Origin of the sequence: Pseudogulbenkiania sp. MAI-1 (genome assembly GCF_000527175.1) — a bacterium.
In the GTDB taxonomy this organism is placed as follows: domain Bacteria; phylum Pseudomonadota; class Gammaproteobacteria; order Burkholderiales; family Chromobacteriaceae; genus Pseudogulbenkiania.
Map to the genome: position 1 here is coordinate 174,570 of NZ_AZUR01000001.1, position 12,877 is coordinate 187,446.

The window sequence follows — 12,877 nt, forward strand, 5'->3', positions numbered from 1 at the left end:
GACTCCAGTGTGAGGGCAACGGCACCAAACGACAACGCCCGGCAGGGAGCCGGGCGTGGGGAACAACGGGCTGGCCGGAAGGCTTCGGCCAAGCCCGAGGGTTACAGCGTGCCGTAGGAATGCAGGCCGGACAGGAACATGTTGACGCCGAGGAAGGCGAAGCTGGTGACGAACACGCCGATCACCGCCCACCACGCCAGCGGCGTGCCGCGCCAGCCCTTGACCAGGCGCACGTGCAGCCAGGCGGCGTAGTTGAGCCAGACGATCAGCGCCCAGGTCTCCTTCGGGTCCCAGCTCCAGTAGCCGCCCCAGGCGTCGGCGGCCCACATCGCGCCGAGGACGGTGGCGATGGTGAAGAACAGGAAACCCACCGCGATCGCCTTGTACATCACCTCGTCCAGCGTCTCGGCCGAGGGCAGCTTGTCCTTGAGCCAGCCGCGGCTCACCAGCAGCTGAGCGATACCGAGCATGGCGGCGATCGAGAACGCCCCGTAGCCGACGAAGTTGGCCGGCACGTGGATCTTCATCCACCACGACTGCAGGGCCGGGATCAGCGGCTGGATCTCGTGCGCCTGGCGGTCGAAGGTGTACCACAGGATGAAGCCGACCGCGGCCGAGATCACCAAGAGCACGAAAGCGCCCATCTGCCGCGCCGCAAACTTGGCCTCGTAGTACAGGTACATCAGGGCGGTGATCAGGCAGAACAGCACGAACACTTCGTACAGGTTGGAGACCGGGATGTGGCCGATGTCGCTGCCGATCAGGTAGCTCTCGTACCAGCGCGTCAGCATGCCGGCAAAGCCCAGCAGCGTAGCGCTCCAGGTCAGCCCGCTGCCCATGCGCCCGAGCAGTGGGGAGCGCGCCAGGAGGCCCGCCCAGTACACCGCGGTGGCGAGGAAGAACAGCGTGCACATCCACATGATGGCCGACTGGCTCGACAGCGCGTAGCGCAGCCAGAACGCGCTCTGGCCGCGTGCCAGGTCACCCTGGTAGAGCTGGATCGCAAACAGCGCAATGGCGCCGGCGAGCGGCAGGAACCAGCGCCAGGCCTTCCAGAACCAGCCCAGCGCGATCAGGCCGACGGTGCTGCCGGCCAGGATGGCCTGTTCATAGCCGTCCATGTAGGCGCCGTAGCGGTAATAGGCGACGCCGGCCGCCACCACCAGCAACACGGCGAACAGCCAGTCCGCCAGGTTCAGCCGCTGCCACAGCGGCCGTTCGTCAAAGGAATAAGCGAGTTCCATCAGGCACCCCGTACAAGCTGTTGAATGGCGTCGCGGTGACGCCCGAAATCCTCGTCCAGATCGCGGTTGTGGCGGTTGGAGGTCATCGCCACGCGCACCCGGCCACTACCCAGCCTAATCCACAGTCTCACCTCGCGGATATAGAACATCAGTACGATACCGATCACCAGCATCAGCGAACCGAGGTAGACCAGCGTCTTGCCCGGTGAGCGCGTCATCTGCAGGCCGGAGGCTTGGACCTGGGTGAAGCCGTCGAGTTGCAGGAACACCGGCGCGCCGTAGTCGTTGAGGCTGCTGGCCGCCACCAGGCTGTCGAGCAGGAAGCGGTAATGTCGGCCATCCTGCGCCAGCGGCTTGGCGCCGGCGCGCTCGTCGGCCACCGCCATCACGTCCACCACCGCGCCCTGCAGGATCTTGACGTAGGTCTGCGCCACCGCTTGGCGCTTGTCGGCCGGCACGCGGGCGTCGAGGAACTGCTCCAGCGCAGTAAAGCCGCCCTCGCCGAAGCGCGCCAGGACCCACTTCACGCTGTCCTGGAACTGCTGGCGCATCGCCGGGCTGATGGCGGAACCCTGCATCGCCTTGGCGGCGCTGCGCGCGGCGATCTCGTCGTACAGCGCCGGGTTCTTCAGCGCCGCCCTGAGGCGCATGAAGGTGTCGATCTTCAACTCGTCGTCGAACGGGATGCGCAGGTACTGGAACGGCTCGGCCACCGTCTTGCGCACGCCGGCGATCAGGTAGCTGGCGCCCTCCTGCTCGACCGGGGACATGTAGTGGTGGAATTCGCGCGCCTGGCCCTGTTCGTCGCGTAGCTTGAAGGTGATCGAGGGTCCGACGTTCTTCAGCTCCTTGTCGCGCTTCACCTCGCGCGCGTCGTGCATGCGCTCGGCCAGCGATTTGGCTCCCTCGGGCTTGGCGCGCTCCATGTTCTCGATGTTGAACAGGCGGAATTCGCCGAACTCCAGATTGTACTGATGGCCGTTGGCACGCAGCGGCTGCGAACTCAGCGACACCCCGTCGAGCTTGGCCGGGGGCATCTGCGGGGCCTCCAGGTTCCACGCCTTGAAGCTCAACGGCGAGCCGCCGTCGCCGAAGCTCGCTTGGTAGATGGCCACGCCGTCGACGATCAGGGGGTGGTTGACGCGCACCGTGGCCGGCGTCTCCTTACCGCTCGCCTTGTCGGTCACCACGATGTCGCTGGCGAACAGCTTGGGCATGCCGTTGCTGTAGTAGTCGACGTGGAACTTCTTCAGCGTGACGATGAACGGCAGTTCCTGCACCAGGTAGCCGTTGCCGGAGTTCAGGAACACCACGTCGGCGCTCTTGTTCTCGGCCACCGTGACGTTGCCGCGGAACGACAGGTTGTGGGCGGAGAGCCGGCTCTGCTCGGGAATCTGCGATTGCGGCAGGTCACGCGTTTCCGGTACGACCCGTCCGATGAGCTCGCCCAGTTTCAGCGGCAGGTTGCCGTCCAACAGGCCGCCCAGGCAGATCACCACCATGGCGATGTGAGCGAAGAAGTAGCCCAGCTTGTTGGCCGCCCCCTTCTTGGCCGCCAGCACCAGCGTGCCGTCGTCGCGGCGGTGTTGGCGCACGCGGAAGCCCTTGGCCTGCAGGTAGCCCTGCAGTTGTTCCGGGGCGGCGTCGGCCGCGTCGAATTCCACGCTGTGCTGCATCGCCGCCAGCGAACTGTCGGTGGCCTTCTCGCGGAAGGCCTTCATGTCCTTGATGAAGCCGGGGCCGTTGCGCAGGATGCACAGGCTGGTAGAGACCACCAGGAAGGCCAGGATGGTCAGGAACCAGGCCGAGTGGTAGACGTCGTACAGGCCCAGCCACTCGAAGGCGATGAACCAGAACTGGCCGAATTCGAAGGCGTAGTTGGGGTAGGGCTCATTCTGTTTGAGCACGGTGCCGATCACCGAGGCGATGGCGATGATGGTCAACAGCCCGATGGCGAATCGCATCGAGCTGAACAGCTCGTACAGCGAATAGCCGAGGCTGGCGTGGCGGCTTGGTTTTTTCATGGGTTTCGCATGCAAAAAGGGAAGCCGCCAAGGCTTCCCTTTTGAGTAAGGCATGAGGCGGAAATTGCGCTTAGCGCAGGCCGGAGATGTAGTCGGCCACCGCCTTCATTTCGGCATCGCTCATGCGGGAAGCCACATCCGACATGGTCGGATGCTGGCGCTCGGTGCCGGCCTTGAAGTCGTTCAGCTGCTTGACGATGTAGCCGGCGTGCTGGCTGTTCACGCGCGGGAACTGGTCCGGCATGCCGGCGCCGCCCGGGGCGTGGCAGGCCATACAGGCCGGAACGCCGGTGGCCGGGTTGCCGACGCGATAGATCTTCTTGCCCAGTGCCTGCAGGCTCTTGTCGGCCGCTTCGCGCGGCTTGACCTTCTGCTGGCTGAAGTAGGCGGTCACGTTCCACATGTCGTCGTCGGACAGCGGGGCGGCCATGCCCATCATGACCGGGTTCTTGCGGGTGCCCGCCTTGAACGCCTTCAACTGCTCGTACAGATACTTCTGGTGCTGACCGGCCAGCGTCGGGTTGGCCGAGGCCACGCTGTTGCCGTCCGCGCCGTGACAGGCGGCACATACCTGGTCGACGATCTGCTTGCCCTTGACCGGGTCGCCCTTGCCTACCGGGCCGGCAGCCAGCGCACTACCGGCCAGAGTCATGGCAGCCAGCGCCAACAGCATCTTGCGTTTCATGGTCGCTCCTCAGAGAGAGATTTCGTAAATATCTGTAAAAGTGGCAATTTCAAACCTGTTATTCTATACCAACTGCTTTCACCGTTACTACTATGACGATTTTCCAGAACGCGCGCTTTTATACGACTGTCAACCATCTGAAGGACCTGCCGCCCACTCGGGCCGAGGTCGCCTTCGTGGGGCGCTCCAACGCCGGCAAGTCGAGCGCCATCAACACCCTGGCCAATCGGACCCGGCTCGCCTTCGTGTCCAAGACGCCGGGGCGGACCCAGCACATCAACTTCTTCGACCTGGGCGAGGAGCGCTACCTGGTCGACTTGCCGGGCTACGGTTACGCCGAGGTGCCGGAAGCGGTGCGTACCCACTGGGTGGCCTTGCTCGGGCGCTATCTGCAGACCCGGCAGAGCCTGGTCGGCCTCATTATGATCATGGATAGCCGCCATCCGTTGAAGGAACTCGACTGGAAGATGCTGGAGTTCTTCCGCGAGACCGGCCGGCCGGTGCACATCCTGCTGTCGAAGAGCGACAAATTATCTCGCCTGGAACAGCAGAAAACCTTGGCCTCGGTCAAAAAAGCGCTGGCGGACTACCCGGCGGTCAGCGTGCAGCTGTTCTCCAGCCTGAAGAAGAGCGGCGGCGAGACGGTGGAAGAAGTGGTGGTGCGCTGGTTCGACGACTACCTGGCGCCAGGCCCGGAGGAGGGACCGGCGGCGTGATGGAACTTTGCCGGGGGTGGCAAGCCTAATTGGCAGGTGACCTCACCTCCCGCTTGCCTCCCTGAGCGGGTGCCTTTTGCTGACACTAAAGGCTATTTGGCCCCGGCATCGACGTGCCGGGGTTTTTTATTGCTGCCGCCCGCGCCCGGCAAACAAAAGGCAGGGATGATGATTCCCTGCCTTGCTGGTGGGAGCAGCGTCAGATGCCGCCCTGAATCACCGAATTCTCCACATTCAGCGCCTCGGCCACGGTGCGGGCCGCCTTCTGCGAGCGGAACGGCCCGAGCTGGACGGTATAGCGCCCATCCCGGTTGACGATGCCGAGCTTGGCATCGTACTTGGCGTCCAGGTCCTTCTCGATCTGGCTCATGTGAGCCTCGGCAGTGGCCAGGCGAGTGAAGCTGCCCAGCTTCAGGTAGGCATCGTCGCTGCTGGCCTTGAGCGGGCTGTCCGGACGGCTGGTCGCCACCGTCTCGCCGTCGTCGTCGGGCCAGACCCGCTCCACCTTGATCGGCGCGCTGCCCTGCTTGATGTAGCCCAGTTTGTAGGCCGCGGCGTACGACAGGTCCATCAGGCGCCCACGGTGGAACGGGCCGCGGTCGTTGATGCGCACGATCACCGACTTGCCGTTCCTCAGGTTGGTGACCCGGGCGTAGCTCGGGATCGGCAGCGTCGGATGGGCCGCGGTCATGGCGAACATGTCGTAGCGCTCGCCCGAGGTGGTCTGGCGGCCGTGGAACTGTTTGCCGTACCACGAGGCGCGGCCCTTGGCCACGTAGGGTTTGTCGCTGGTGTCGGGACGGAAGCTCATGCCCAGCGCCGAGTAAGGCAGGTTGGCGGCCTTGATCAGCGGTTCGTCCTGCGGTACGGCGTCCGGCACCAGATCGAGGTTGGCCGGGATACGCTCGGCCGGGCCGTCGTTCTGGAAGTACTTGCCGTTGGCGGCCACAGTCTTCTTGCCCGACTTGGCCGACGCTTGACTGGTAGCGCTGGCGGATTTGACGGTGGTACAGGCCACCAGCGCGAGACTAATGAACACTAGCCACAGCCATCGGAATACAGGTTTCATTGCACCTCCCTATGCTGTTGGGCCAACAGGTGAACGCTCAGCTTCCTCCCGCAAAATCGTTCTGCCGCCACGCCTCGAACACCATGACGGCGACGGCATTGGACAGATTCATGCTGCGTGACTCGGGTTGCATCGGCAGGCGGACACGTCGGTCCGCTGGAAACGAATCCAGGACTTCCTGCGGCAGGCCACGTGATTCGGGGCCGAACAACAATACATCTCCGGGTCGGAAAGCTATCTGGTCATGCCGCGTCGCCCCCTTGGTGGTGGCCGCGAAGATACGGCGGCCGTTCAGGGCGGTGCGGCAGGCTTCCCAGTTCTCGTGGACGACCAGGCGAGCGTACTCGTGGTAGTCGAGACCGGCGCGACGCAGCTTGGCGTCCTCCAGTGGGAAACCTAACGGTTTGACCAGGTGCAGTTCACAGCCGGTGTTGGCACATAATCGAATCACATTGCCCGTGTTGGGCGGTATTTCCGGCTGAAAGAGAACAACTGTGAACATCGTTGGCAGGCGGATTGTTCCAAGGAATCAAAAAGTTGGTCAAGTTTTTAGGCTTGTTGCCCGTGCCAGCACCCAGGCCTCGACCCGTTTCGCCCCCTGATTTTTGAGGGCGGAGGCGAGCGAGGACAGGGTGGCGCCGGAGGTCGCTACGTCGTCGACGATGGCGATGCAAAGCCCGTCCAAGCGGCGTTTTACGCCAAATGCATCATTCATGTTGCGGTGCCGTTCGGCGCGCTCGAGCGTCGCCTGAACCCGGGTGTTGTATTTTCGCCAACACAGATCGGCGGCAAACCGTGCTTGCATTGTAGCAGCGAGTGCTTTTGCCAGCTCGTGACTTTGATTGAAACCGCGTGCGGCAAGTCGTTCTTTTGCCAGCGGAACGGGCACGACGAGGTCGATCGGAGAGGTGGCAATCGGGGCTTCGTGGGCCAGCAGCCGGCCCAGTGCGCCGGCCATTTCCAGCCGCTTCCCGTACTTGAAGGCGTGGATCAGGCCGTCCAGGGGGTAGTCAAAACGATAGGAAACGTGTAGCGCATCGAACGCCGGCGGATGGTGCTGGCACGCCCCGCACAGGCGGCCTGTGGCGAGCGGTTCGGCGCAGTGCGGGCAGCGTTCCGCCGGCAGCCGCGGCAGGCTGGCCCGGCATCCCGGACACAGGCCGTGGCGCGTGCCGGGCACGCCGCACAGCAGGCAGGATTGATTAAAAAATAATCTATTGTCAACTAATCGGTCAAAAAGGTTTGACAGCATGACGGCCCCGCGACAAGATGCGCTCAACAAAATTTCTCGTGATCTTCACCCTATGTCAGGCGCCGCCGGGCGGGAAGGGAGCGCGGTCGGCCGCGACTTCCCTGCCGGCGATGCGCCGGCGCCACGGATAGAGCCCATGCAACCGTCTACCATTACTTTCCAACGTCCTGCCACCCCGCACCCCGAGTCCGCCAGCTGGAGCGTGGACGAAGTCGAGGCGCTGCTCGCGCTGCCGTTCATGGAGCTGGTGTTCCGCGCCGCGGAAATCCACCGCCAGTTCTTCGACCCGACCAAGGTCCAGCTCTCCACGCTGGTATCGATCAAGACCGGCGGCTGTCCGGAGGACTGCGGCTACTGCCCGCAGTCGGTACACCACGACACCCCGGTGGAAAACCAGCCGATGATGACGGTGGACGAAGTGGTCGAGGCCGCCCGTCTGGCCAAGCAGAACGGTGCCGGCCGCTTTTGCATGGGCGCGGCCTGGCGCGGTCCGAAGGATGCCGATCTGGAGAAGACGCTGGACATGGTGAAGCGGGTCAAGGCGCTGGGCCTGGAGACCTGTGCCACCTTCGGCCTGCTGAAGGACGGCCAGGCGGAAAAACTCAAGGATGCCGGCCTCGACTACTACAACCATAATCTGGATACCGCGCCGGACAAGTACGCCGACATCATCCAGACGCGCGACTACGAGGACCGTCTGGACACGCTGGGCAAGGTGCGCGGCGCCGGCTTGTCGGTGTGCTGCGGCGGCATCGTCGGCATGAACGAGACCCGCACCGACCGCGCCGGCCTGATCGCCCAGCTCGCCAACCTCGACCCGCAGCCGGAATCGGTGCCGGTCAACAACCTGGTCAAGGTGACCGGCACGCCGCTCGACGGCGCCGAGCCGCTCGACTGGACCGAGTTCGTGCGCACCATCGCGGTGGCGCGCATTACCATGCCCAAGAGCTACGTGCGGCTGTCGGCTGGCCGGCGCGAGATGCCGGAGGCGATGCAGGCGCTGTGTTTCATGGCCGGCGCCAACTCCATCTTCTATGGCGACAAGCTCTTGACCACCGGTAACCCGGACGTCGACGCGGACCGCGTGCTGATGGAGAAGCTGGACTTGGCTCCGCTCTAAGCCTTCTTTGTCTATGCAACAACGCTGGCCGAAGCCGCGCGGGTCGTAATGCCCGCCGCTTCGGCCAGGCTTTTATCGGGGATTGCCATGCTGCCACAGCACCTGTCCGCCGCCCTGCTGGAGCTGGACGCCAGCCACAGCCGCCGCACCCGGCTCACGCTGGAGAGCCCGCAGGGCGCGCAGATCCGCGTCGATGGGCGCGACTACCTGGCGTTCGCCAGCAACGATTACCTGGGCCTCGCCAACCACCCGGCGCTGATCGAGGCCGCCCGCGAGGGGCTCGCGCGCTGGGGGCTGGGCGGCGGCGCCTCGCACCTGGTGGCGGGTCACTTCGGCGCGCACCAGCAGGCCGAAGACGAGCTGGCCGCCTTCGTCGGCACGCCGGCCGCGCTGCTGTTCGGTTCCGGCTACGCCGCCAACCTGGCGGTGATCACCAGCCTGCTGGGGCGCGACGACGCGGTGTTCGCCGACCGCCTCAACCACGCCTCGCTCAACGACGCCTGCCTGTTGTCGCGCGCGGCCTTCAAGCGCTTCCGCCACAACGATCTCGACCATCTGGAAAGCCTGCTCAAGAGCACACCGGCCAGGAGCCGGCTGATCGCCGTCGACGCCGTGTACAGCATGGATGGCGACGAGGCGCCGCTGGTCGAATTGTTGCGGCTGGCCGAACGCTACGACGCCTGGCTGTACCTGGATGACGCGCACGGCTTCGGCGTGTTCGGCGAGGGGCGCGGCAGCATGGCGGAGCAGGGCATCGCCGGCGAGCGGCTGATCTACATGGCGACGTTGGGCAAGGCCGCCGGCGTGGCGGGCGCCTTCGTCGCCGGTTCGGCGGAGCTGATCGACTGGCTGGTCAACAAGGCGCGCACCTATATCTTCACCACTGCCCAGCCGCCGGCGCTGGCCGAGGCGGTGCGGGCCAGTTTGTCCCTGATCGCCGGCGAACCGTGGCGGCGCGAACGACTCACACAGCATATAGAATTGCTACGGCATACCCTTTCTGGCGTTAAATATCCATTACAGGCTTCCCGTAGTCCGATCCAGCCGCTTATGATAGGCGGCAACGAGCAGGTCATGACATTGTCCGCCCGGTTGCGGGCAGAAGGCCTGTGGGTGCCGGCCATCCGCCCGCCCACGGTACCGGAAGGGAGCGCCCGTCTGCGCATCTCGTTGTCGGCGGCGCACGAGGCCGGGCAGGTGCAACGTCTGGCGGACGCCATCATCGCCATGTCATGAGTTTCAGGGGGGGCCTGCCGTGTTTTGCCGGATATCCCGGCCGTTACCTACTACGATAATGACATGAATAGCACGGTAGACTATCTCCACGCGCCGCAGGCCGCCGCCGAGGCGGCCCTGGCCTTGGTCGGCGCGCACGAGCGCCCTGCCCAGGTGGCTGTCTGGGCACGGGTCGGTACGGTATGGCAATGCCTGGCCTCGCACGGCCCTATAGAGACGCTGGTGTCCCCCGAGGAACTGCAGCGTGGGCGGCTGCCGGGACCGGACGGCGGGGCCGAGGCGCTCAAGAGCGGCAACGACTTGCTCGGCTGGCTGATCTGGCGCGGTCCGAAACCGGATAGCTGGCACCAGGTGGCGCTGCTGTTGACCGGCCACCTGCTGGCCGCGCGGCTGCACTCCGAGCAGACCATCTCCCGCATCACCCACGAGACCATGCTCGAGATGAGCCGGCTTGCCAGCGAGTGCGCCAGCCTGGAGGCCTTCCTGCCCGGCCTCCACCGCCTGCTGGGGCGGCTGCTGGATGCCCGCAACTTCTATATCGCACTGCTGGACGAACAGGCCAACGCGCTCAGTTTCCCGTTCTACGCCGATCTGTGCGAACCGGCCCGCGAGTGGCCGCGGCCGGAGCAGCGTTTCCCCTTGGGCGGGCAGCCGCCGTCGCTGACCGCCTACCTGATGGCCGGCGGCAAGCCGCTGCTGCTGTCGCGACGCATGCTGGAAACGCTGCAGCACAACGGCGAGATCCAGGTGCACGGCCCGCTGCCGGAGAGCTGGATGGGGGTGCTGCTGCACAATATCGCCGGCCAGCCGATCGGCGCGGTGGCATTGCAAAGCTACCAGCCGGACCATAGCTACAGCCCGGCCGAGCAATCGCTGTTCCAGTTCGTCGCGCTGCATATCGGCCACGTGCTGGCCCGGGTGCAGGTGCGCAATCAGCTGGAACAACAGGTGTGGCTGCGAACCTGCGAGCTGGAGGGCGCCAACGCCCGGCTGCGCAACGAAGTGGCCGAGCGTCAGTTGGCCGAGAAGCGCCAGAGCGTGCTGTTCCTGATCGCCGAGCTGTCCAATACCAGCCTGTCGCTCGAAGCCTTCCTGGGCGGCGTGCACCGCTTGCTAGGGGAGCTGCTGCCGGCGCGCAATTGCCTGGTCGCGCTGTATGACCAAGACCACGACCTGATTTCCTTCCCCTACTACCAGGATGAGCGTTGCTCGTCGCACAAGGCGCGCAAACCGGGCAAGGGCTACATCGAGCAGGTGCTGTACAGCGGCCAGGCGCTGCAGGTGAACTCGTCGCGGGTGACGGGTGACGACGCCATGCTGCCGCGCAGCTGGCTGGGGGTGCCGCTGTACCACGGCCACGACCTGCTCGGCGTGCTGGCGGTGCAAAGCTACGACGAGCAGGTGCAATACAGCTTCCGTGAGCAGGAACTGCTGGAGTTCGTCGCCAACAACATCGGTGCGGCGCTGGCGCGCATCCACGCCATGGAGGCGCTGCAGGCCGCCTACCTCGAGCTGGAGGAGCGGGTGCGCGAGCGCACCAGCGAGCTGGACGCCGCCAACGCCCAGCTGGAGTTCGACAGCCTGCACGACCCGCTGACCAAGCTGCCCAACCGCACCTATTTCGCCCGCGCCCTGCGCCGCAGCTGGGAGGCCTACGTCAACGGCACCGGCGAGCGCTTCGCCGTGCTGTTCATCGACCTCGACCGCTTCAAGCTGGTCAACGACACGCTGGGCCACCTGGCCGGAGACCACCTGCTGTTCGAGGCCGGGGCGCGCATCCGCAGCTGCCTGCGCCACAGCGACTTCGTGGCGCGGCTGGGCGGCGACGAGTTCGCCGCGCTGCTGTTCGGCATCGAGGCGCACGGCTGCGAGCAGACCGCGCGCATGATCGTGGGCGAGTTCGACCGACCGGTGGTGCTGATGGGGCGGGAAGTGTTCACCACCGCCAGCGTCGGCGTGGTGATCGCCGACAAGTCCTATTATCAGCGCTCGGAAGACGTGCTGCGCGACGCCGACCACGCCATGTACCGCACCAAGCAGCAGGGGCGCCACGGCTACACCTTGTTCAACCACGAGCTGCGCCTCAACCAGGCCGATCAGCTGGCGCTGGAATCGGAGCTGCGCCGGGCGCTGGAGGTGGACGATCAGCTGACCCCGTTCTTCCAGCCCTTCATAGACGCCAAGAGTGGCGCGCTGGAGGGCTTCGAGGCGCTGGTGCGCTGGCAGCATCCGACACGCGGCCTGATTTCCCCTGCCATCTTCCTGCCGATGGCCGAGGAGAGTGGCCTGATCATGCGCGTGGACCGCTACATGATCGAGGCGGCGGCGCGCCAATTGCGCCAGTGGATGGACGAGGGACGGCTGGAGGGCGATGTGTCGCTGCACATCAACCTGTCGTCGGCCAATTTCCACGATCCGGAACTGTTGAGCTGGATGGCGGCGCTGATCCGGCGCTACGCGCTGCCCGCCGGCACGCTGCACCTGGAAGTGACGGAGAGCGCGCTGATCGACGTGCCGGACGTGGCCGCCGAGGTGATCCAGGCGCTGCACGACATGGGGGTGCGGCTGGCGTTGGACGATTTCGGTACCGGCTACTCGGCGCTGTCCTACCTGCACCGCTACCATTTCGACGTGCTCAAGATCGACCAGTCCTTCGTCGCCGACCTCGACCAGAAGCAGGAATCGGCAGCCATCGTGCGCGCCATCCTGGCGCTGGCCGAGGCGCTGGACCTGGACGTGGTGGCCGAGGGGGTGGAAACCGGCATGCAGCTGAGGACGCTGCGCGACATGGGCTGCAGCAAGCTGCAGGGCTTCTATTTCGCCACGCCGGCGCCGGCCTCGCGCATCGATTGGGACCGCCTGGCCGGCTTTGCCAGCAGCTTCCGGCATGTCGCCTGAGTTCGCCACGCGCTACAACCGTTGGCGCTACAACCTGTACGCGCCGGTCTACGACCGTGTCGTGGCGGCTTTCTTCGCCCCGCGCCGGCGCCGGGCCATCGAACTGCTGGCCCCGGCGCCGGACGAGCGCCTGCTGCTGCTGGGCGCCGGCACCGGGCTCGATCTGGACTATCTCTCTGGCTGTCGCCAGCTCACCGCCATCGACGTCTCCGACGGCATGCTGGCGCGGCTGCGCCGGCGCGCCGACCGTCTCGGGCTCGCGGTGGACGTGCGCGTGATGGACGGCCAGCGGCTGGACTTTCCCGATGCCTGCTTCGATGCCGTGATCCTGCACCTGATCCTGGCAGTGATTCCCGACCCGGTGGCCTGTCTCAGGGAGGTCGAGCGGGTGCTCAAGCCCGGCGGGCGCGCCGTGGTGTTCGACAAGTTCCTGCCCGACGGTGGCCATGCCGGATGGGCGCGCGTCGCCGCCAACTGGCTGACCCGGCTGATCGCCACCGACATCAACCGCCAGTTGGGTGTCATCGTCGGCCACACCACTTTGCACATCGAGCATGAGGAATCGGCAGGGATGGGTGGTTTCTTTCGCATCGCACTCTTGCGAAAATAGCGGTTTCCCCTCATCTGGCTTCG

General features: G+C 65.5%; 11 protein-coding genes. 5 read left to right on the forward strand and 6 right to left on the reverse strand.

The features are described 5' to 3' along the window. Positions 1–101: 101 nt before the first annotated feature. From ccsB to PSEMAI1_RS0100740, 3 genes are all read right to left on the reverse strand, one after another. Positions 102–1,244, reverse strand: a complete 1,143-nt coding sequence (ccsB, locus tag PSEMAI1_RS0100730; RefSeq protein ID WP_024301018.1) for a c-type cytochrome biogenesis protein CcsB — start codon at positions 1,242–1,244, stop codon at positions 102–104. Continuing rightward, the gene (locus PSEMAI1_RS0100735) at positions 1,244–3,268 is read right to left on the reverse strand and encodes a cytochrome c biogenesis protein ResB (RefSeq protein WP_024301019.1); all 2,025 of its coding nucleotides are present in this window, start codon (positions 3,266–3,268) and stop codon (positions 1,244–1,246) included. Before PSEMAI1_RS0100735 ends, ccsB begins: the two co-directional genes overlap by 1 nt. Positions 3,269–3,338: 70 nt before the next feature. Next, positions 3,339–3,953: a cytochrome c gene (locus tag PSEMAI1_RS0100740; protein WP_024301020.1), complete on the reverse strand. Its 615-nt coding sequence runs from the start codon at positions 3,951–3,953 to the stop codon at positions 3,339–3,341. Positions 3,954–4,045: 92 nt separating this feature from the next. Between PSEMAI1_RS0100740 and yihA the strand changes: the two genes are divergently transcribed. After that, complete coding sequence (yihA, locus tag PSEMAI1_RS0100745; protein WP_024301021.1) at positions 4,046–4,669, forward strand: ribosome biogenesis GTP-binding protein YihA/YsxC; 624 nt, start codon at positions 4,046–4,048, stop codon at positions 4,667–4,669. Positions 4,670–4,868: 199 nt separating this feature from the next. On the opposite strand, the gene PSEMAI1_RS0100750 is transcribed toward yihA, so the two are convergent. Genes PSEMAI1_RS0100750 through PSEMAI1_RS0100760 form a run of 3 tightly spaced genes read right to left on the reverse strand, consistent with a single transcriptional unit; the run spans position 4,869 to position 6,990 of the window. After that, positions 4,869–5,738: a septal ring lytic transglycosylase RlpA family protein gene (locus tag PSEMAI1_RS0100750; protein ID WP_024301022.1), complete on the reverse strand. Its 870-nt coding sequence runs from the start codon at positions 5,736–5,738 to the stop codon at positions 4,869–4,871. 37 nt (positions 5,739–5,775) lie between these two features. Further along, entirely contained in the window at positions 5,776–6,240 is a 465-nt protein-coding gene (trmL, locus tag PSEMAI1_RS0100755) for a tRNA (uridine(34)/cytosine(34)/5-carboxymethylaminomethyluridine(34)-2'-O)-methyltransferase TrmL (RefSeq protein WP_024301023.1), read from the reverse strand. 39 nt (positions 6,241–6,279) lie between these two features. Continuing rightward, on the reverse strand, positions 6,280–6,990 hold the full coding sequence (locus PSEMAI1_RS0100760; protein WP_029770423.1) for a ComF family protein: 711 nt from the start codon (positions 6,988–6,990) through the stop codon (positions 6,280–6,282). Positions 6,991–7,126: 136 nt separating this feature from the next. On the opposite strand from PSEMAI1_RS0100760, the gene bioB reads away from it, so the two are divergent. The 4 genes from bioB (at position 7,127) to PSEMAI1_RS0100780 (ending at position 12,854) form a co-directional block, all read left to right on the forward strand. Then, the gene (gene bioB / locus PSEMAI1_RS0100765; protein WP_024301025.1) at positions 7,127–8,110 is read left to right on the forward strand and encodes a biotin synthase BioB; all 984 of its coding nucleotides are present in this window, start codon (positions 7,127–7,129) and stop codon (positions 8,108–8,110) included. 87 nt (positions 8,111–8,197) lie between these two features. Beyond that, positions 8,198–9,346, forward strand: coding sequence for an 8-amino-7-oxononanoate synthase (gene bioF, locus PSEMAI1_RS0100770; RefSeq protein WP_024301026.1), 1,149 nt, complete (start codon positions 8,198–8,200; stop codon positions 9,344–9,346). A gap of 63 nt (positions 9,347–9,409) precedes the next feature. Next, positions 9,410–12,244, forward strand: a complete 2,835-nt coding sequence (locus tag PSEMAI1_RS0100775) for a bifunctional diguanylate cyclase/phosphodiesterase (RefSeq protein WP_232219811.1) — start codon at positions 9,410–9,412, stop codon at positions 12,242–12,244. After that, positions 12,234–12,854 carry a class I SAM-dependent methyltransferase gene (locus tag PSEMAI1_RS0100780; protein ID WP_024301028.1) on the forward strand — a complete coding sequence of 207 codons (621 nt, stop codon included), beginning with the start codon at positions 12,234–12,236 and terminating at the stop codon, positions 12,852–12,854. Before PSEMAI1_RS0100775 ends, PSEMAI1_RS0100780 begins: the two co-directional genes overlap by 11 nt. Positions 12,855–12,877: the final 23 nt, after the last annotated feature.

Coding starts and splice junctions, on each gene's coding strand:
- yihA (WP_024301021.1), top strand. CDS start 4,046: ATGACGATTTTCCAGAACGCGCGCTTTTATACGACTGTCAACCATCTG.
- bioF (WP_024301026.1), top strand. CDS start 8,198: ATGCTGCCACAGCACCTGTCCGCCGCCCTGCTGGAGCTGGACGCCAGC.
- ccsB (WP_024301018.1), bottom strand. CDS start 1,244: ATGGAACTCGCTTATTCCTTTGACGAACGGCCGCTGTGGCAGCGGCTG.
- PSEMAI1_RS0100760 (WP_029770423.1), bottom strand. CDS start 6,990: ATGCTGTCAAACCTTTTTGACCGATTAGTTGACAATAGATTATTTTTT.
- PSEMAI1_RS0100740 (WP_024301020.1), bottom strand. CDS start 3,953: ATGAAACGCAAGATGCTGTTGGCGCTGGCTGCCATGACTCTGGCCGGT.
- PSEMAI1_RS0100735 (WP_024301019.1), bottom strand. CDS start 3,268: ATGAAAAAACCAAGCCGCCACGCCAGCCTCGGCTATTCGCTGTACGAG.
- PSEMAI1_RS0100780 (WP_024301028.1), top strand. CDS start 12,234: ATGTCGCCTGAGTTCGCCACGCGCTACAACCGTTGGCGCTACAACCTG.
- PSEMAI1_RS0100775 (WP_232219811.1), top strand. CDS start 9,410: ATGAATAGCACGGTAGACTATCTCCACGCGCCGCAGGCCGCCGCCGAG.
- trmL (WP_024301023.1), bottom strand. CDS start 6,240: ATGTTCACAGTTGTTCTCTTTCAGCCGGAAATACCGCCCAACACGGGC.
- PSEMAI1_RS0100750 (WP_024301022.1), bottom strand. CDS start 5,738: ATGAAACCTGTATTCCGATGGCTGTGGCTAGTGTTCATTAGTCTCGCG.
- bioB (WP_024301025.1), top strand. CDS start 7,127: ATGCAACCGTCTACCATTACTTTCCAACGTCCTGCCACCCCGCACCCC.